Raw genomic sequence first — 17,324 nt, 5'->3', positions numbered from 1 at the left:
CATGCAAACCGCATTTGTCTTGTTATGTGCCTAGAATTTAAGCACTTAAATTGATGTGACGAAAGTATAAGCGATATTGGGCGACCCGCGATTAGGCGGCGAAGTACTGTAGGAATCAAATTCAGCCGCACCACCCATAATATACTGATAAATTTGAACAAATCATAAGACCGGTGCACGCCTTCGAAGTTGGCACGGTCATTGCTTTGACTCCCTCGGTACACACAACCAAAAGAGGGGTTTACCTGAATGTTCAATCTATCAGCCAGATTTATCGGGACTTTGACAGCTGCGGCGATGGGCGCGTCGCTGGCGCTGTCGCCTGCCAAAGCGGCAGACGACACGATCAAGGTCGGCATTCTGCATTCGCTATCCGGGACGATGGCGATTTCTGAAACGACCCTCAAGGACACAATGTTGTTCTTGATCGACGAGCAGAACAAGAAGGGCGGTGTTCTCGGCAAGAAGCTCGAGGCCGTGGTGGTTGATCCGGCATCCGACTGGCCGCTCTTCGCCGAAAAGGCACGCCAGTTGATTGAGCAGGATAAAGTTGCGGCTGTATTCGGTTGCTGGACATCTTCCTCGCGTAAATCGGTTTTGCCGGTTTTCGAAGAGCTGAATTCGATGCTGTTCTATCCTGTTCAGTACGAGGGTGAAGAAAGCTCGCGCAATGTCTTCTATACGGGCGCTGCTCCGAACCAGCAGGCTATTCCAGCCGTCGATTACCTCGCCAAGGAAGAGGGCGTGGAGCGCTGGGTTCTCGCTGGCACCGATTACGTCTACCCGCAGACCACCAACAAGATCCTGAAGGCTTATCTCAACGCCAAAGGAGTCAAGGATGAGGATATCATGATCAATTACACGCCATTCGGCCAGTCCGATTGGCAGACGATCGTCTCCGATATCAAGAAATTCGGCTCTACCGGCAAGAAGACCGCCGTGGTTTCAACCATCAATGGTGATGCCAACGTGCCTTTCTACAAGGAGCTCGCCAACCAGGGCATCAAGGCGGAAGACATTCCGGTCGTCGCCTTCTCGGTCGGTGAAGAAGAATTGGCTGGTCTCGACACAAAGCCGCTCGTCGGCCACCTCGCAGCCTGGAACTACTTTCAGTCGGTCAATGCTGACGCCAATTCTGAATTCATCAAGAAGTGGCACGCCTACATCAAGAACGACAAGCGCGTGACCAACGACCCGATGGAAGCAACCTATATCGGCTTCAACATGTGGGTGAAGGCTGTTGAGGCTGCAGGTACAACGGACTCCAACGCCGTCATCGACTCAATCGTGGGCACTTCCGTTCCAAATCTTTCCGGTGGCTATGCGACCATGATGCCGAACCACCACATCACCAAGCCGGTGCTGATCGGTGAAATCCAGGATGATGGCCAGTTCGACATCGTCTACCAGACGCCCGGCCTTGTCGTCGGCGATGAATGGTCCGACTACCTTCCGGGCTCCAAGGACCTGATCTCCGATTGGCGCAAACCGATGTCGTGCGGCAACTTCAATGTTGTCAGCGGCAAGTGCGGCGGCGTTACCAACTAGGGTTTGAACTCCCACTCCCAGGCTTCGGGTCCGGGGCACATCCGAAGCTGACTCCATCCCCACGTTTTATGTGGGGGTGGAGTTTCCGCAGAGAATTTCAACGCAGGATTGATTGATGCAATTGAACCGTCTGCTGTCCGTATTCATTCTGATGCTTGGCGTCTGTTTTCACGTTGCCCAGGCCAGTGCGCAGACTGTCGATGACGCGAAGCTCCGGCCGCTTGTTCAGGCGCTTGCAGGCGACAATTTCGACGATACGACCAAGGCCATTTCAGATTTGGTCAAGACTGGCGATCCGCGCGTTTCGACGATCCTCAATGCGCTCAGCGCTGGCGATCTCTATGTGGCAAAAGCCAACAAGACCGTCTTTCTTGGCAAGCGCGACGGCTCGGACTACGCCGCAACTGATCCGCTGACCGGCACAAAACTTGAACCCGTGTCGCGGTCGGCTGCCGATAAGATAAAGGTCAACAATCGTTTGCGCCGCGATATCGCTGCTGCCATCGGTGGCCTGACACTGATGAGTGATAATATCACCGAGCGCCGTTCAGCCGCCGAAGCTATCCTGAAGACCCGCGACCCCGAGTCGATCCCGCTGCTGGATCAGGCGATCGCAGCGGAAAAGGATGCTGGCGTCAAGGCGCTGATGCAAAAGGCCAAAGCTGCTGCCGTACTAAGTTCCGATGCGGCGGATGATGTGAAGATCGCCTCCATCACCGAAGTCAGTGCCGGCAATAGTCGCGATGCCCTGGGTTTGCTCACGCCGCTGGAAGGCGTGCAAGGTCCGGTGGGCGAGGCGGCGAAGGCCGCTATCGGCAGCATCAATACCAAGCTCGCTTTGTGGAACGGCATCCAGAACATCGTTTACGGCCTGTCGCTGGGTTCGGTGCTGCTGCTCGCCGCTATCGGCCTCGCCATTACCTTTGGCGTCATGGGCGTCATCAACATGGCACACGGCGAAATGGTGATGATCGGCGCCTATACGACGTTCGTCGTGCAGCAGATCATCCGCGCCTCCGCGCCCGGCCTGTTCGATTATTCCCTGCTTATTGCACTGCCCGCCGCCTTCCTGGTTTCCGGCGCGATTGGCGTGGTCATCGAGCGCGGTATCATCCGGTTTCTTTACGGCCGCCCGCTTGAGACACTGCTCGCCACCTGGGGCATTTCGCTTGTGCTGCAACAGGCGATCCGCTCCTGGTTCGGCGCGTCCAACGTGCAGGTCGGCAATCCATCCTGGATGGCCGGGTCCTTCGACCTCGGCCTGCTGACGCTGACGTGGTCGCGCCTCTGGATCATCGTCTTCGCGCTATCCGTATTTGCCATCCTGCAATTGGTTCTGAAAAAAACCATGCTCGGCCTTCGTATGCGCGCCGTCACTCAAAATCGCCGCATGGCTTCGTCCATGGGCATCAGGACACCGTGGGTCGATGCGCTCACCTTTGGCCTTGGTTCCGGCATCGCCGGTATTGCTGGGGTGGCGCTCAGCCAGATCGACAATGTCAGTCCCAATCTCGGCCAGGGTTATATCATCGACAGCTTCATGGTCGTGGTCTTTGGCGGCGTCGGCAATCTCTGGGGCACATTGGTTGGCGCCATGTCGCTCGGCATTGCCAACAAGTTCCTCGAGCCTTTCGCCGGGGCGGTTCTCGGCAAAATCGTTGTGCTCGTGCTTATCATTCTGTTCATTCAGAAGCGCCCGCGCGGTCTCTTCGCACTCAAGGGAAGGGCCATAGAGGCATGATCACCCAATGGTTTTTCACCCATATTGACCGGCGCGGCGGGATTGTGATCGCGCTGCTCGTCGCGATTGCCTTGCTCGTGCCGCTGTCAAACCTGCTGCTGCCGGAAAGTTCATCTTTTCACATCCCGACCTATCTCGTTTCGCTGATAGGCAAATACCTCACCTATGCTTTGTTGGCGGTTGCGCTTGATCTGGTCTGGGGTTTCTGCGGCATCCTTTCGCTCGGTCATGGTGCGTTCTTTGCGCTTGGTGGCTATGCCATGGGCATGTATCTGATGCGTCAGATCGGTTCGCGCGGCGTCTATGCCGACCCGGTGCTGCCGGATTTCATGGTCTTCCTCAATTGGAAGGAATTGCCCTGGTTCTGGTATGGCTTTGACAATTTCTGGTTCGCGGCGCTGATGGTCGTCCTGGTTCCAGGTGTGCTTGCCTTCGGTTTTGGCTGGCTGGCCTTTCGCTCCCGCGTCACCGGCGTTTACCTGTCGATCATCACCCAGGCGCTCACCTACGCACTGCTGCTCGCCTTCTTTCGCAACGACATGGGATTTGGCGGCAATAACGGCCTGACCGATTTCAAGGATATTCTCGGCTTCAACATCCAGGCGGGGTCGACCCGCTCGATCCTGTTTGCTGCTACAGCCCTGTTTCTGGCGCTGGCCGTCTTCGTATCGAGCTTTATCATTCGGTCCAAACTCGGCAAGGTGCTGGTTGGCGTACGTGACGCGGAAAGTCGCATGCGCTTTCTTGGCTACCGCGTCGATCGCTACAAGCTGTTTGTCTGGACCATCTCGGCCATGATGGCAGGGATCGCCGGTGCCCTCTACGTGCCGCAGGTCGGCATTATCAATCCATCGGAATTCGAGCCCGCCAACTCCATCGAGGCGGTGATCTGGGTCGCCGTGGGCGGCCGTGGCACGATCATCGGACCCATCATCGGTGCTGTTCTTGTCAATTTCGGCAAGACATATTTCACCGCGGCATTTCCGGAAATCTGGCTGTTCGCTCTGGGTGCACTCTTCATCATCGTCACGCTGTTCCTGCCAAAAGGTATCCTCGGCCTCTATGGCTCGTGGAAAACCAGAATGGCTGACCGTGCTGCGCGAAAGAAGGATCGCTCGCCACCACCGGTTGCCGACGAAAACGTGCAGCTTCCCGAACCTCAGGCAGCGGAATAGGCCATGAAAGCTCAGGATACTCTTCTCTATCTCGATGGCGTTTCGGTCTCGTTCGACGGGTTTCGTGCCATCAATAATCTGTCGCTGGTGCTGCAGGCGGGGGAAATGCGCGCGATCATCGGTCCAAATGGTGCCGGCAAGACGACGATGATGGACATCATCACGGGCAAGACAAGGCCGGATGCTGGTGAAGTTTATTTTAACGGCGAAGTGGACCTCACCAAACACGACGAGGCGGAAATCGCTTTGCTCGGTATCGGCCGCAAATTCCAGAAGCCGACGGTCTTCGAAAGCCATACTGTCGAAGATAATCTGGTGCTGGCTCTTTCTGGTCCGCGTTCGGCATTTTCAGCACTTTTCCACCGCCAGAGCGCGAACGAAGCCGAACGGATCGAGGATATTCTTTATACGATCCGCTTAAACGGGAAACGCGACTGGCTCGCGGCGAACCTTTCGCACGGCCAGAAGCAATGGCTCGAGATCGGCATGCTCCTGGCACAGGATCCGAAACTGTTGCTGGTCGATGAGCCGGTAGCGGGGATGACCGATGCCGAGACCGCCGAAACGGCCAAGCTTCTGCGCGAGATCGCCAAGACGCGCTCCGTGCTCGTCGTCGAGCACGACATGCATTTCGTCCGCGAACTCGATGTAAAGGTGACGTGCCTGCATGAAGGTTCGGTGCTGGCTGAAGGTTCACTCGATTTTGTCAGCAATGATCAGCGTGTGATTGAGGTCTATCTTGGCCGATGAAAAAGGAAAACTCCCATGCTGACGGTTGAAAATGCATCCCTGCACTATGGTGCCGCGCAGGCGCTGCGTGGTGTGTCGCTGGAAGTGAAACCGAAATCGATCACCTGTGTTCTCGGGCGTAATGGCGTTGGCAAGACCAGCATGCTCAGGGCCATCGTCGGTCAGCACCCGCTTTCCTCCGGTTCGATCAGTTTCGAAGGATCGGCGCTGGGGAAAAAGCCGCCCTATGACCGTGCCCGCGCCGGGATCGCCTTCGTACCGCAGGGGCGCGAGATTTTCCCGCTGCTCACCGTCCGTGAAAACCTCGCAACCGGTTTTGCTGCCGCCAAGCGCGGCAATCGCAATGTCCCCCCGGAAGTCTTCGAACTGTTTCCCGTGTTGAAAACCATGCTCGGCCGGCGCGGTGGTGATCTTTCCGGTGGTCAGCAACAGCAGCTCGCCATTGGCCGTGCGCTGGTGACACGGCCGAAACTGCTGGTTCTCGATGAGCCCACTGAAGGTATTCAGCCTTCAATCATCAAGGATATCGGCCGGGCGATCCAGTTCCTGCGCGATCAGGCGGGCCTCGCAATTCTTCTGGTCGAGCAGTATCTCGATTTCTGCCGTGAGCTTGCCGATCATGTCTACATCATGGATCGCGGCGAGATCGTTCATTCCGGCGACGCCGCCAGCCTCGACAAGCCGGAGGTGCGCAAGTTCCTGACCGTTTGAAAAACTTGGCTTGCTGATTGTGCAAGATCATCGCTAGGGTCGCTTAAGAGGAGCAACCCCGCATGATCGACAAGCTGGAATTTTTCATTGCGTTAGCGCACCACAAGCATTTCGGCCGGGCCGCGGAGGAATGCGGTGTTACCCAGCCTACGCTTTCCGCCGCGATCCGCCAGCTTGAAGATACGCTGGGTGTTGTACTCGTACAGCGCGCCTCGCGCTTTAATGGCCTGACATCGGAAGGTCAGCGCGTACTTGAATGGGCCCGGCGCATTGTCGGTGATACCCGCACGATGCGCGAGGAAATACGTGCTGCCCGCTTCGGCCTTGCAGGGCACGTGAGGATCGCCGCCATTCCAACGGCACTTGCCATGGTCTCGCGGCTGACGACACCGTTTCGCGAGAAGCACCCGGATGTTACCTTCTCCGTGACCTCGCGTACCTCGCTTGAAGTGTTGACGCTGCTTAGCAATTTCGAGATCGATGTCGGTATCAGCTATCTCGATAATGAGCCCCTTGGGCGCGTGACCTCCGTCCCGCTTTATACCGAGCGCTATCAGCTCATCACTTCGGCGGGCAATACCTATTCCGATCGGAAGTCGGTCACATGGGCGGAGGTAGGGCAACTGCCGCTTTGCCTGCTCACGATGGACATGCAGAATCGCCGCCTCATCAACAAGCATTTGCAGGAAGCCGGTGTCGAGGTTCATCCGACACTCGAATCGAATTCCATGATCGTGCTGTTCTCGCATATCAGGACCGGCAAATGGGCGAGTATCATGCCGCTCAATCTTGCCGAGACGCTGGGATTTGCCGAACCGATCCGCGCGATTCCGATTGTCGAGCCCGACGCCCGCCATCTTGTTGGCCTTGTCGCGGCCGATCGCGAGCCCCACACGCCGCTGGTTTCCGCCCTGCTGCACGAGGCTCGCGCACTGGCGCTCAACATGAATGCCCTTTGATAGAATTCTTCTATCGTCCAACGAGTCTGCGGTATTGATTATGCCAAGTTTCTTTGATCTATTTCAGGGAGTGGGGAGAAACAAGGGAGGGCGTTGCACGATATGCAAACCGCAAGTACCGATATCGCCAGCAGAGCGATAGGCATTATCGATCAACTAAAGGGCAAAGAAGGCCCGCTTCTTCCGATCTTGCATGAATTGCAGGACGAGTTCGGCTATGTGCCGCCGGAAACACTGCCATTGATCGCGCATGCCCTCAACATCTCCCGCGCCGAAGTACATGGCGTTTTCACCTTCTATCATGATTACCGCGATCATCCTGCTGGCCGGCATGTGCTGAAGCTTTGCCGCGCCGAAGCGTGTCAATCCATGGGCGGTGATGCGCTTGCCGACCGGGCGCGCCAGCTTCTCGGGATCGATTGGCATGGCACGACTGCCGACGGTGCGGTGACACTTGAGCCGGTCTATTGCCTCGGCCTTTGTGCCTGCGCACCCGCAGCGATGCTCGACGGCGATGTGATTGGACGTCTCGATGCCGAACAGCTCGAGGAAATCGCGGCGGAGGTGCGGCTATGACGATCGCCTTTTATGTTCCGCGCGATTCCGGCGCATTGGCGCTCGGCGCCGAGAAAGTCGCCAAATCCCTGCAAACTGAAATCGACAAACGCAACCTCGATGCACGCATCGTCCGCAATGGTTCGCGCGGCATGTATTGGCTGGAGCCAATGGTCGAGGTCGAAACACCAAACGGCCGCATCGCCTATGGCCCGGTCAAGGCCTCCGACGTGGCGTCACTGCTTGACAGCGGCATGGCCGAGGGCGCGGTACATCCCCTCTGGCTCGGTCTCACCGATCATCAGCCCTATCTAGCAAAACAGACGCGTCTGACCTTTGCCCGCTGCGGCATCACCGATCCGGTCTCGCTCGAAGATTATCGTGCCCATGATGGTCTGAAGGGTCTGGAAAACGCGCTCAAGTTGACGCCTGCCGAGATCGTGGCTCAGGTGACGGAGTCCGGCCTGCGTGGTCGCGGCGGTGCGGGCTTCCCGACCGGTATCAAATGGAAAACCGTTCTCGAAACCGGTGGTCCGCAGAAATACATTGTCTGCAATGCCGATGAAGGCGATAGCGGCACTTTTGCTGATCGCATGATCATGGAAGGCGATCCCTTCGTGCTGATCGAGGGCATGGCCATCGCGGGTATCGCTGTCGGCGCGACCAAAGGCTATATATACACGCGTTCCGAATATCCGCACGCCATCGCCGTCATGAACGAAGCCCTCGATGTAGCCCGCAAGGGCGGTGTTCTTGGGCCGTCCGTGCTTGGCTCGTCCTATGCCTTTGACATAGAAGTCCGTGTCGGCGCAGGCGCCTATGTCTGCGGCGAGGAAACAGCGCTGCTGGAAAGTCTCGAGGGCCGCCGCGGCATTGTCCGCGCCAAGCCGCCGCTTCCTGCGCACAAGGGGCTCTTCGGTAAGCCGACAGTCATCAACAACGTGATCTCGCTGGCTTCCGTTCCTGTCATCCTCGACAAAGGCGCTCCTTTTTATAAGGATTTCGGCATGGGCCGTTCGCGCGGCACCATCCCGCTGCAGATCGCTGGCAACGTCAAATATGGCGGTCTGTTCGAGGCTGCCTTCGGTCTCACGCTTGGCGAAATCGTTGATGATATTGGCGGCGGCACGGCCAGCGGACGTCCGGTCAAGGCTGTGCAGGTCGGTGGCCCGCTCGGCGCCTATTTCCCGCGCGAACTCTTCGATACGCCCTTTGACTACGAAGCTTTCGCCGCAAAGGATGGCCTCATCGGTCATGCTGGTTTGGTGGTTTTCGATGACAGCGTGGACATGCTGAAGCAGGCGCGTTTCGCCATGGAATTCTGTGCGGTCGAATCCTGTGGCAAATGCACCCCCTGCCGCATCGGTTCAACCCGCGGTGTCGAGGTCGTCGATCGTATCTCGGCCAACATCGAGCCGGAAAAGCAGATCGAGGTTCTGACCGATTTGTGCAATACGATGAAGTTTGGCTCGCTCTGTGCCTTGGGCGGTTTCACGCCTTATCCGGTTATGAGCGCGCTCACCCATTTTCCTGAAGATTTCCGCCCGACGCCAATCGCCGTAGCGGCGGAATAGGAGCTGATTCATGTCTCTCATCGAAGAAATCGATTTCGGTACGCCAGCATCCAGATCAGAAAAGATGATCACTCTGACCATCGATGGCAACGAGGTCACTGTGCCCGAAGGCACCTCGATCATGCGCGCCTCCATGGAAGCCGGCATCAAGGTTCCAAAGCTCTGTGCGACCGACATGGTCGATGCGTTCGGCTCTTGCCGCCTTTGCCTGATCGAGATCGAAGGGCGTAACGGCACGCCCGCCTCTTGCACGACACCTGCAATGGAAGGGCTGGTCGTCCACACGCAAACCCAGCGTCTGAAGAATATCCGAAAAGGGGTGATGGAGCTTTATATCTCCGATCATCCGCTCGATTGTCTGACTTGCGCTGCCAATGGCGATTGCGAACTGCAGGACATGGCAGGCGCAGTTGGCCTTCGCGATGTGCGTTATGGCTATGAGGGCGACAACCACGTTTTTGCCAAGGCGAATGATGTCGCCAATGATCGCTGGATGCCGAAGGATGAGTCCAATCCCTATTTCACCTACGATCCGGCCAAATGCATCGTCTGCTCGCGCTGCGTGCGTGCGTGCGAGGAAGTACAAGGCACGTTCGCGCTGACCATCGAAGGCCGTGGCTTCTCAAGCCGTGTTTCGCCTGGCATGCATGAGCATTTCATCGATAGCGAGTGCGTTTCCTGCGGCGCCTGTGTCCAGGCTTGCCCGACCGCAACGCTGACGGAAAAATCGGTCATCCAGATCGGCCAGCCGGAACATTCCAAGGTCACCACCTGCGCCTATTGTGGCGTCGGCTGTTCGTTCAAGGCCGAGATGCGCGGTGAAGAGTTGGTGCGTATGGTGCCGTGGAAGGACGGCAAGGCCAATCGTGGTCATTCCTGCGTCAAGGGCCGCTTCGCCTATGGCTATTCGACCCACAAGGATCGCATTCTCAATCCGATGATCCGCGAAAAGATCTCGGATCCGTGGCGCGAAGTCACGTGGGAAGAAGCCTACAAACACGTCGCCAACGAATTCCGCCGCATCCAGTATCAGTATGGGCGCAACTCCATCGGCGGAATCACATCCTCCCGCTGCACCAATGAAGAGACATATCTGGTCCAGAAACTGGTGCGTGCCGGTTTCGGCAACAACAATGTCGACACCTGTGCCCGCGTCTGCCATTCGCCCACCGGCTATGGCCTCAAGCAGACCTTCGGCACCTCGGCCGGCACGCAGGATTTCGACAGCGTCGAGCATACCGACGTTGTGATGATCATCGGCGCCAACCCAACAGACGGCCATCCCGTCTTCGCGTCCCGCCTGAAGAAGCGGTTGCGCAAGGGTGCAAAACTGATCGTCGTCGATCCGCGCCGCATCGATCTGGTGCGTTCACCCCATATTGAAGCTGCGCAACATCTTCCCTTGCGTCCCGGTACCAACGTTGCCGTCGTCACCTCGATGGCGCACGTGATCGTCACCGAAGGGCTCTTCGACGAGAAGTTCATCCGCGAGCGCTGCGATTGGGACGAGTTCCAGGATTGGGCAACCTTCGTTTCTTCTCCGGAGCATAGCCCGGAAGCCATCGAGCAGCTTTCGGGCGTTAATCCCCAGGCTTTACGCGAGGCTGCACGGCTTTTTGCAACCGGCGGCAATGGCGCGATCTATTACGGTCTCGGCGTCACCGAGCACAGCCAGGGCTCGACGACAGTCATGGCCATTGCCAACCTCGCCATGGCAACTGGCAATATCGGCCGCAAGGGCGTTGGCGTGAACCCGCTGCGCGGGCAGAACAATGTGCAGGGCTCCTGCGACATGGGTTCGTTCCCGCATGAGCTGCCGGGCTATCGGCATGTTTCCGATGAATCCACACGTGACATCTTCGACAAGCTCTGGGGCGTCAAGCTGCAGGACGAGCCCGGTCTTCGTATCCCCAACATGCTCGATGCGGCTGTGGATGGCACGTTCAAGGGCATCTACATCCAGGGTGAGGACATTCTTCAGTCCGATCCCGACACCAAGCATGTCGCTGCCGGTCTCGCCGCCATGGAATGCGTCGTTGTGCACGATCTCTTCCTCAACGAGACCGCCAACTACGCGCATGTCTTCCTGCCGGGTTCGACCTTCCTCGAAAAGGAGGGTACATTCACCAATGCCGAACGCCGCATCAATCGCGTGCGCAAGGTGATGAGCCCGCTCAATGGTTATGCCGACTGGGAGGTGACGCAAAATCTCGCAAAGGCGATGGGTCTCAACTGGAACTACGGCCATCCTTCCGAGATCATGGACGAAGTTGCATTGACGACGCCCAGCTTCGCAGGCGTGTCCTTCGACCTTCTGGACAAGGAAGGCTCGGTCCAATGGCCTTGCAACGAGAAGGCGCCTTTAGGCACTCCGATCATGCATATCGACAGCTTTGCACGCGGCAAGGGCAAGTTCATCCGCACGGAATATGTCGCGACGGACGAACGCACAGGGCCGCGCTTCCCGCTGCTGCTCACTACCGGCCGTATTCTCTCGCAGTACAATGTCGGTGCGCAAACGCGTCGAACACACAATGTTGTCTGGCACGAAGAGGATCGGTTGGAGATCCACGCACACGACGCCGAACAGCGTGGCATCCGTGAGGGCGACTGGGTGAAGATCACCAGCCGCTCGGGCGAAACCACCCTGCGGGCGCTCATCACCGATCGCGTATCGCCGGGTGTCGTCTATACGACCTTCCACCATCCGACGACGCAGGCCAATGTCATCACCACCGACTTCTCGGATTGGGCGACGAACTGTCCGGAATACAAGGTCACGGCGGTGCAGGTCGGCGCCTCGAACGGTCCTAGCGAGTGGCAGATCGAATATGACGAGCAGGCACGCCAGAGCAGGCGGATCGCTCCAGTGCTCGACGCGGCAGAATAGCGATGTCCGAGCAGCGCCCCACACGGCTGTCCGTGCCGCGCATCACCCGCCGCTGCAAGGGCGGCGGTGAGGTTTATGCGACAGACAGCCGGATGGTGCCCGAAGAAACCCCGGTTGCCTTCAGTTACAACGGCACGACACATGCCGTCATGATGGCGACGCCCGCCGACGCGGAGGATTTCGCTGTCGGCTTCAGCCTGTCCGAGGGCATCATCTCGCAGATCGACGAAATCAGCGAAATCGCTGTCGAGGAACATGACGAAGGCATCGATATCCAAATACTTCTGGCGGGCGAGGCCGGTCAGGAGTTGACCGATCGCCGCCGCCGTATGGCCGGTCCTGTCGGCTGCGGCCTCTGCGGCATCGAGTCGATCGAGCAGGCGCTGAAACCCGTCGCTTCGGTCGATAGAGCCAAACTCAAGCTGATACCGGATGAAATCGCGGACGCGGTCAAGCTGCTCTCGCAGGTTCAGCCGCTGCATAGTGAAACCGGCGCAGTCCACGCCGCCGGGTTCTATGTTCCGGGCAAGGGCATCGTTGCAGCGCGCGAAGATGTTGGCCGACATAATGCGCTGGACAAGCTGGCCGGGGCTCTCTGCCGTTCTGGTGTCAAGGGTAAGACTGGCGCGGTCGTCATCACCAGCCGCGTATCCATTGAAATGGTGCAGAAAGCGGCGATCATCGGCGCTCCGATCCTGATTGCCGTCTCGGCGCCAACAGCTCTGGCGATCCGCACCGCGCATGCCGCGGGTATGACCCTTGTGGCGCTTGTGCGTGGTGATGAATTCGATGTATTTACCCGCCCTGAGCGCATCCCTGCCGCCGTGGCGCAGACGGATACAAAAGCGACGGATGTGCTTCCCAAGCCGAATCCCGACCCCGCCGCATCGACCCTAGTTCAAAGTCCAACCGTACGATTGGTGCAATATGGATAGTGAAAGCCACAAATCGACAGCGACCAAGCTCGTCTACATGGCCAACCAGATAGCCGCGTTCTTCCATACACAGCCGAAGGATGAGGCGGTGGCAGGCGTCGCCGACCACATCAACCATTTCTGGGAGCCACGCATGCGCGAGCAGTTTTTCGCGATCCTTGAACAGGAAGACAATGGCTTTGATCCGCTGGTGGTCGAAGCTGCAAAACACATCCGCAAGCCGGTTCCGGCCTGATCCACCAAATCCCTGATACCAACAAATCCCTGATAAATGACTGACTGCCCACGATGGCGGAGGAGAACTTGACATGTCGGTGACAGATCGAGCAGAGGCGGATGTCTTTGAAAATCCGGGAATTCTTGATAGGGAGCGCATCGTCGCGAAAGCGGGTTTCAACCGCTGGTTGGTACCGCCTGCGGCCCTTGCCATACATCTTTGTATCGGCATGGCCTATGGATTCAGCGTCTTCTGGCTGCCCTTGTCGCGTGCCATTGGCATCGAGCAATCGGTCGCCTGCACGGATCTCAATCTCGTCGCAGCTCTTTTCACGAGGAGCTGCGACTGGCGCGTCAGTGATCTTGGCTGGATTTACACGCTGTTCTTTGTCCTGCTGGGTTGTTCTGCCGCCATCTGGGGTGGCTGGCTGGAACGCGTCGGCCCCCGCAGAGCGGGTCTCGTATCGGCGCTATGCTGGTGCGGCGGCATGGTGCTTGCCGCCATCGGTGTCATCACCCACCAGCTCTGGTTGATGTGGCTCGGCGCCGGCGTCATTGGCGGAATCGGCCTTGGCCTCGGCTATATCTCGCCGGTCTCGACCCTGATCAAATGGTTTCCAGATCGTCGCGGCATGGCAACCGGAATGGCCATCATGGGCTTCGGCGGCGGTGCTATGATCGGTGCGCCCCTCGCCAATTTCCTGATGAACCATTTCAAGACAGCCGATTCCGTCGGCGTCTGGCAGACCTTCCTGGTTATGGCCGCAGGTTATTTCGTCTTCATGATCTGTGGCGCCTTCGGTTATCGCATTCCGCCAGCAAATTGGCGTCCTGAAGGCTGGTCGCCGCCGCCGAGCACCAAGGCGATGATCACCAACCGGCATGTGCATCTTCGTGATGCGCACAAGACGAAACAATTCTGGCTTATCTGGGCTGTACTTTGCCTCAACGTATCTGCCGGTATCGGCGTTCTCGGTATGGCATCGCCAATGCTGCAGGAAATCTTCGCCGGCAAGTTGATCGGTCTGCCGGATGTAAGTTTCACGCAACTCGACGCCACGCAAAAGACCGCTGTTGCCTCTATTGCCGCAGGTTTTCTCGGGCTGCTGTCACTCTTCAACATCGGCGGGCGCTTCTTTTGGGCCTCGCTGTCTGACCGGCTTGGCCGCAAGGTGACTTACTTCACCTTCTTTGCGCTTGGCATCGTGCTCTATGCCCTGGCACCAACCGCCGCACATATGGGCAGTCAGGGATTGTTCGTCGCCATACTCTGCGTGATTCTATCCATGTATGGCGGAGGCTTCGCCACTGTTCCTGCCTATCTCGCAGATATCTTCGGCACACAGTTTGTCGGCGCGATCCATGGCCGCCTGCTGACAGCCTGGGCTACGGCCGGCATCGTTGGGCCGGTGGTTGTCAACTATATCCGCGAATTCCAGATCAGCGCGGGCGTGCCCCGCGATCAGGTCTATGACCGCACCATGTACATCCTGGCCGGTATGCTGGCGCTAGGCTTTATCGCCAACCTTTTTGTTCGACCGCTGGCTGAGAAATGGTTTATGTCGGACGCCGAGGTAGCGGCGCTCCAGGCCAAGACCAAGACAGCTGACGCTGGGCGGAGCGGCTCATTCGGCATCGGTCATGGAGGGCTCGATGCAACGGCAGCTCTTGCCTGGGCGGCTGTGGGAATTCCGATCCTTTGGGGTGTCTGGATGACGTTGAAGCAAGCGATCGTCCTGTTCAGGTAACGCCAGTATTGAAAATCGAGAGGCCCGTTCGCGGGCTTCATTCGTTGGTTGTTACTGATTGCCGAACAGCCTGCCTAATACAAGAACAAGAGGAAGCCACAGAAGGAGAAACACGACATAAGGTGCGGGGCGCGTAATATAAGGCTCGTAATCTGCCTTCGTATTCTTGTCGTCCCTCAGCATGTGCCCCCCTAAAAACTTTCGAGCCTTCGAGCCAGAATGTGAGCCTGGCTGCGCGACTATGCAGCAAGAGATGTTCCGCAACAATAGCTCCCGTGTTCGTCAAAATTCATTACGGAGCAAGGTGTTACGCCCGGTACCTCATACCATCTTACTGCCCCAATTCATTAGAGTTTTAGACGTTAATTTAATGCTTCGGAATGCAGTTGTAATCAGCTTGTCTTCTTGATACGCGAAGCAGCGAGCACTCGCTATCCTCCGCAAGGCACTCCATGCTTCGTCGATTAATCGGGCAAGAGCCCAGTCCGCTCACCGGTATTGCGCTGGCGGCACTCGGCTATTCACTTTTCGCAATTCAAGACGCGCTGGTGAAGTGGCTGGTGGCAGACTATTCGGTGCCGCAGATCCTGTTCATGCGCAGTGTGATCATCGTCATCTTTGCGGCCGTCATGGTGCGGCATGAACGGCATCCGTCTATCCTGAAGAGCCCGCATAAGCGATCGCTCGCCATTCGTGCTGCGCTGATGCTCGGCGCATGGCTTTCCTACTATTCCGCGGCGCGGCACCTCGGCCTTGCCGAAATCACCACCATGTATTTCTCGGCGCCGGTGATGGTTGTCGTCCTGTCGATTTTTATCCTGAAGGAAAAGGTCGGGTTGGTGCGCTGGATCGCTTCCATCGCGGGATTTGTCGGGGTGATCCTCGCCGCAAATCCCGCGGAGGCACCAGATCTCGTGCCTGCCGGAATGGTTCTGTTCGCCGGATTCTGCTGGGCGTGGAGTGTCATCCTCGTGCGCCTCGTCAGTCGTAGCGAGAGCACTTTCAATCAGATGATGGCCACGAGTTTTCTTTTCGCCGTCGTCTGCGGAGCGATGCTTCCCTGGCTCTGGAAAACACCGGATCTCATCGGCTGGGTCCTGATGATCAGTCTGGGTCTGGTCGGCTCAGCCGGACAGTATTTTCTTTACGAAGGTTTCCGCTATGCCCCGGCGTCGGCCCTCGCGCCCATAGAATACAGCGGCCTCATCTGGGCGTTTCTTTACGGCTACCTCATCTGGCACGAGGTGCCGCAAATAAACGTATTCATTGGTGCAATCCTCATCGTCGCCTCAAGCCTCTGTCTGGTCTGGTGGGAAAGGCGCATGGCCATGGCAGCGCGACGGCTGACTGTCTAGCTATTGTCGGCACACTGCGTGTGGGTCAAACGGCAGATCGGCCAGCTGATCCAGGTCCATGGCCTGTAGTGTCGGGTGCGCAAGAGGATCTCTGTGCCAGTTGGCCACAGCATCATCTCCACGCTTATCTTGCCCGCCCCGAAGCCAGGTCGTCCAGGCTCGAAGCAAAAAGAAAATCTTCATATCTTGTTTCCCTTGCGCTTCAAATATGCGCTATTCTGTTCGTATCTATTGAGTAACTCAATCCAGATTGCCGAAACCTTCGTAAAGAAAATCTTCATGAAGAATTTGAACAAAGTCCATCTCAACGGGTTGAAGGCAGTAGAGGCGATCGGACGTTTGGGCTCACTGCCCAAGGCAGCGGAGGAACTCGGCGTATCGGTAAGTGCGGTCAGCCAGCAATTGATACGCACCGAAGCGCAAATCGGTCATGCGATCTTCGACCGGACCCGTGGCGGTCTCGTTTCGACGTCGTTCGGCATGACGTTTCTTGCTCGGCTGGCGGAGGGCTTCCAGCATCTTTCCAAAGCCGTTGCGCTCGCAGAGGGCGTCGATCAGACCCTGTTACTGTCCGTCGCACCAACCTTTGCCTCCAAATGGCTGGTGCCGCGCCTTGGGCGCTTGCGTGCCGCATATCCCGATCTGAAAATCCGCATCGATCCGTCTCCCGGTATACTCGACCTGAAAAGTTCGGATATCGATCTGGCCATCAGACTCGGCAGCGGCGACTGGCAGGACGGTGAACCGGAATGCCTGCTGCCGCAGAAAATGTTTCCAGTCTGCACGCGTAGCTTTGCCGAGCGGTTGAGCGGACCCGCGGACATCTTCAACCAACCGATCATCTGTTACGAGAACCCGATGTTCAGCTGGGACGACTGGCAGGCGGCGACTGGCCTTGCTGGCCCTTTGCCGTTCGACGGACCCACCTTCTCCGATCCATGGCTCGGCCTTGATGCAGCAATTAGCGGGCAGGGCATCATGCTCGCATGGGATCTTTTTGTCGAAGATGCACTCGCGGATGGCCGGCTCGTCGCGCCATTTCCGATGCGCGTGCCGTCTTCTATCGGCTATTGGCTGGTCTCGCCGAAAAACCGTAAGGCCACGCCGCAAATGCAGCACTTCCAGCGCTGGATTCGAAGCGAAATCGCGCAGGAGAATGCAACCTGA

General features: G+C 57.7%; 14 protein-coding genes. All 14 read left to right on the top strand.

Annotation, left to right across the window (positions count from 1 at the left end; translation table 11 throughout):
- Window positions 1-297: 297 nt before the first annotated feature.
- The 14 genes from urtA to ACSQ3H_RS22045 all read left to right on the top strand — a co-directional run bounded on the left by urtA (window position 298) and on the right by ACSQ3H_RS22045 (window position 17,324).
- The gene (urtA, locus tag ACSQ3H_RS22110; protein WP_436119536.1) at window positions 298-1,548 is read left to right on the top strand and encodes an urea ABC transporter substrate-binding protein; all 1,251 of its coding nucleotides are present in this window, start codon (window positions 298-300) and stop codon (window positions 1,546-1,548) included.
- A gap of 115 nt (window positions 1,549-1,663) precedes the next feature.
- Window positions 1,664-3,289 (top strand): urea ABC transporter permease subunit UrtB, encoded by a 1,626-nt coding sequence (gene urtB, locus ACSQ3H_RS22105; protein WP_436119020.1) that lies wholly within the window; start codon window positions 1,664-1,666, stop codon window positions 3,287-3,289.
- Entirely contained in the window at window positions 3,286-4,464 is a 1,179-nt protein-coding gene (gene urtC / locus ACSQ3H_RS22100) for an urea ABC transporter permease subunit UrtC (RefSeq protein ID WP_436119019.1), read from the top strand. Before urtB ends, urtC begins: the two co-directional genes overlap by 4 nt.
- Before the next feature lie 3 nt (window positions 4,465-4,467).
- Window positions 4,468-5,214, top strand: coding sequence for an urea ABC transporter ATP-binding protein UrtD (gene urtD, locus ACSQ3H_RS22095; protein WP_436119018.1), 747 nt, complete (start codon window positions 4,468-4,470; stop codon window positions 5,212-5,214).
- 15 nt (window positions 5,215-5,229) lie between these two features.
- Complete coding sequence (urtE, locus tag ACSQ3H_RS22090; protein WP_436119017.1) at window positions 5,230-5,925, top strand: urea ABC transporter ATP-binding subunit UrtE; 696 nt, start codon at window positions 5,230-5,232, stop codon at window positions 5,923-5,925.
- Between the two features lie 62 nt (window positions 5,926-5,987).
- A complete protein-coding gene (locus ACSQ3H_RS22085; protein WP_436119016.1) occupies window positions 5,988-6,884 on the top strand; it encodes a LysR family transcriptional regulator in 897 nt (298 codons plus the stop codon).
- A gap of 102 nt (window positions 6,885-6,986) precedes the next feature.
- Complete coding sequence (locus tag ACSQ3H_RS22080; protein WP_436119015.1) at window positions 6,987-7,460, top strand: formate dehydrogenase subunit gamma; 474 nt, start codon at window positions 6,987-6,989, stop codon at window positions 7,458-7,460.
- Window positions 7,457-9,013 (top strand): formate dehydrogenase beta subunit, encoded by a 1,557-nt coding sequence (locus tag ACSQ3H_RS22075; RefSeq protein ID WP_436119014.1) that lies wholly within the window; start codon window positions 7,457-7,459, stop codon window positions 9,011-9,013. Before ACSQ3H_RS22080 ends, ACSQ3H_RS22075 begins: the two co-directional genes overlap by 4 nt.
- A 10-nt stretch (window positions 9,014-9,023) precedes the next feature.
- Window positions 9,024-11,903, top strand: a complete 2,880-nt coding sequence (gene fdhF, locus ACSQ3H_RS22070; RefSeq protein ID WP_436119013.1) for a formate dehydrogenase subunit alpha — start codon at window positions 9,024-9,026, stop codon at window positions 11,901-11,903.
- 2 nt (window positions 11,904-11,905) lie between these two features.
- Window positions 11,906-12,838, top strand: a complete 933-nt coding sequence (fdhD, locus tag ACSQ3H_RS22065) for a formate dehydrogenase accessory sulfurtransferase FdhD (RefSeq protein WP_436119012.1) — start codon at window positions 11,906-11,908, stop codon at window positions 12,836-12,838.
- Complete coding sequence (locus ACSQ3H_RS22060; protein ID WP_436119011.1) at window positions 12,831-13,073, top strand: formate dehydrogenase subunit delta; 243 nt, start codon at window positions 12,831-12,833, stop codon at window positions 13,071-13,073. Before fdhD ends, ACSQ3H_RS22060 begins: the two co-directional genes overlap by 8 nt.
- Window positions 13,074-13,146: 73 nt before the next feature.
- Complete coding sequence (locus tag ACSQ3H_RS22055; RefSeq protein WP_436119010.1) at window positions 13,147-14,802, top strand: OFA family MFS transporter; 1,656 nt, start codon at window positions 13,147-13,149, stop codon at window positions 14,800-14,802.
- Window positions 14,803-15,254: 452 nt separating this feature from the next.
- Window positions 15,255-16,157: a DMT family transporter gene (locus tag ACSQ3H_RS22050; protein ID WP_436119009.1), complete on the top strand. Its 903-nt coding sequence runs from the start codon at window positions 15,255-15,257 to the stop codon at window positions 16,155-16,157.
- 279 nt (window positions 16,158-16,436) lie between these two features.
- The gene (locus tag ACSQ3H_RS22045) at window positions 16,437-17,324 is read left to right on the top strand and encodes a LysR substrate-binding domain-containing protein (RefSeq protein WP_436119008.1); all 888 of its coding nucleotides are present in this window, start codon (window positions 16,437-16,439) and stop codon (window positions 17,322-17,324) included.

It is taken from the genome of Phyllobacterium sp. LjRoot231 (assembly GCF_964253365.1).
GTDB lineage: Bacteria > Pseudomonadota > Alphaproteobacteria > Rhizobiales > Rhizobiaceae > Phyllobacterium.
This window is presented reverse-complemented; position numbering and strand designations above follow the sequence as displayed.

What these genes read in the sequence shown, in the direction of transcription:
- urtA (WP_436119536.1), top strand. Translation starts at nt 298, where the DNA reads ATGGGCGCGTCGCTGGCGCTGTCGCCTGCCAAAGCGGCAGACGACACG.
- urtB (WP_436119020.1), top strand. Translation starts at nt 1,664, where the DNA reads ATGCAATTGAACCGTCTGCTGTCCGTATTCATTCTGATGCTTGGCGTC.
- urtC (WP_436119019.1), top strand. Translation starts at nt 3,286, where the DNA reads ATGATCACCCAATGGTTTTTCACCCATATTGACCGGCGCGGCGGGATT.
- urtD (WP_436119018.1), top strand. Translation starts at nt 4,468, where the DNA reads ATGAAAGCTCAGGATACTCTTCTCTATCTCGATGGCGTTTCGGTCTCG.
- urtE (WP_436119017.1), top strand. Translation starts at nt 5,230, where the DNA reads ATGCTGACGGTTGAAAATGCATCCCTGCACTATGGTGCCGCGCAGGCG.
- ACSQ3H_RS22085 (WP_436119016.1), top strand. Translation starts at nt 5,988, where the DNA reads ATGATCGACAAGCTGGAATTTTTCATTGCGTTAGCGCACCACAAGCAT.
- ACSQ3H_RS22080 (WP_436119015.1), top strand. Translation starts at nt 6,987, where the DNA reads ATGCAAACCGCAAGTACCGATATCGCCAGCAGAGCGATAGGCATTATC.
- ACSQ3H_RS22075 (WP_436119014.1), top strand. Translation starts at nt 7,457, where the DNA reads ATGACGATCGCCTTTTATGTTCCGCGCGATTCCGGCGCATTGGCGCTC.
- fdhF (WP_436119013.1), top strand. Translation starts at nt 9,024, where the DNA reads ATGTCTCTCATCGAAGAAATCGATTTCGGTACGCCAGCATCCAGATCA.
- fdhD (WP_436119012.1), top strand. Translation starts at nt 11,906, where the DNA reads ATGTCCGAGCAGCGCCCCACACGGCTGTCCGTGCCGCGCATCACCCGC.
- ACSQ3H_RS22060 (WP_436119011.1), top strand. Translation starts at nt 12,831, where the DNA reads ATGGATAGTGAAAGCCACAAATCGACAGCGACCAAGCTCGTCTACATG.
- ACSQ3H_RS22055 (WP_436119010.1), top strand. Translation starts at nt 13,147, where the DNA reads ATGTCGGTGACAGATCGAGCAGAGGCGGATGTCTTTGAAAATCCGGGA.
- ACSQ3H_RS22050 (WP_436119009.1), top strand. Translation starts at nt 15,255, where the DNA reads ATGCTTCGTCGATTAATCGGGCAAGAGCCCAGTCCGCTCACCGGTATT.
- ACSQ3H_RS22045 (WP_436119008.1), top strand. Translation starts at nt 16,437, where the DNA reads ATGAAGAATTTGAACAAAGTCCATCTCAACGGGTTGAAGGCAGTAGAG.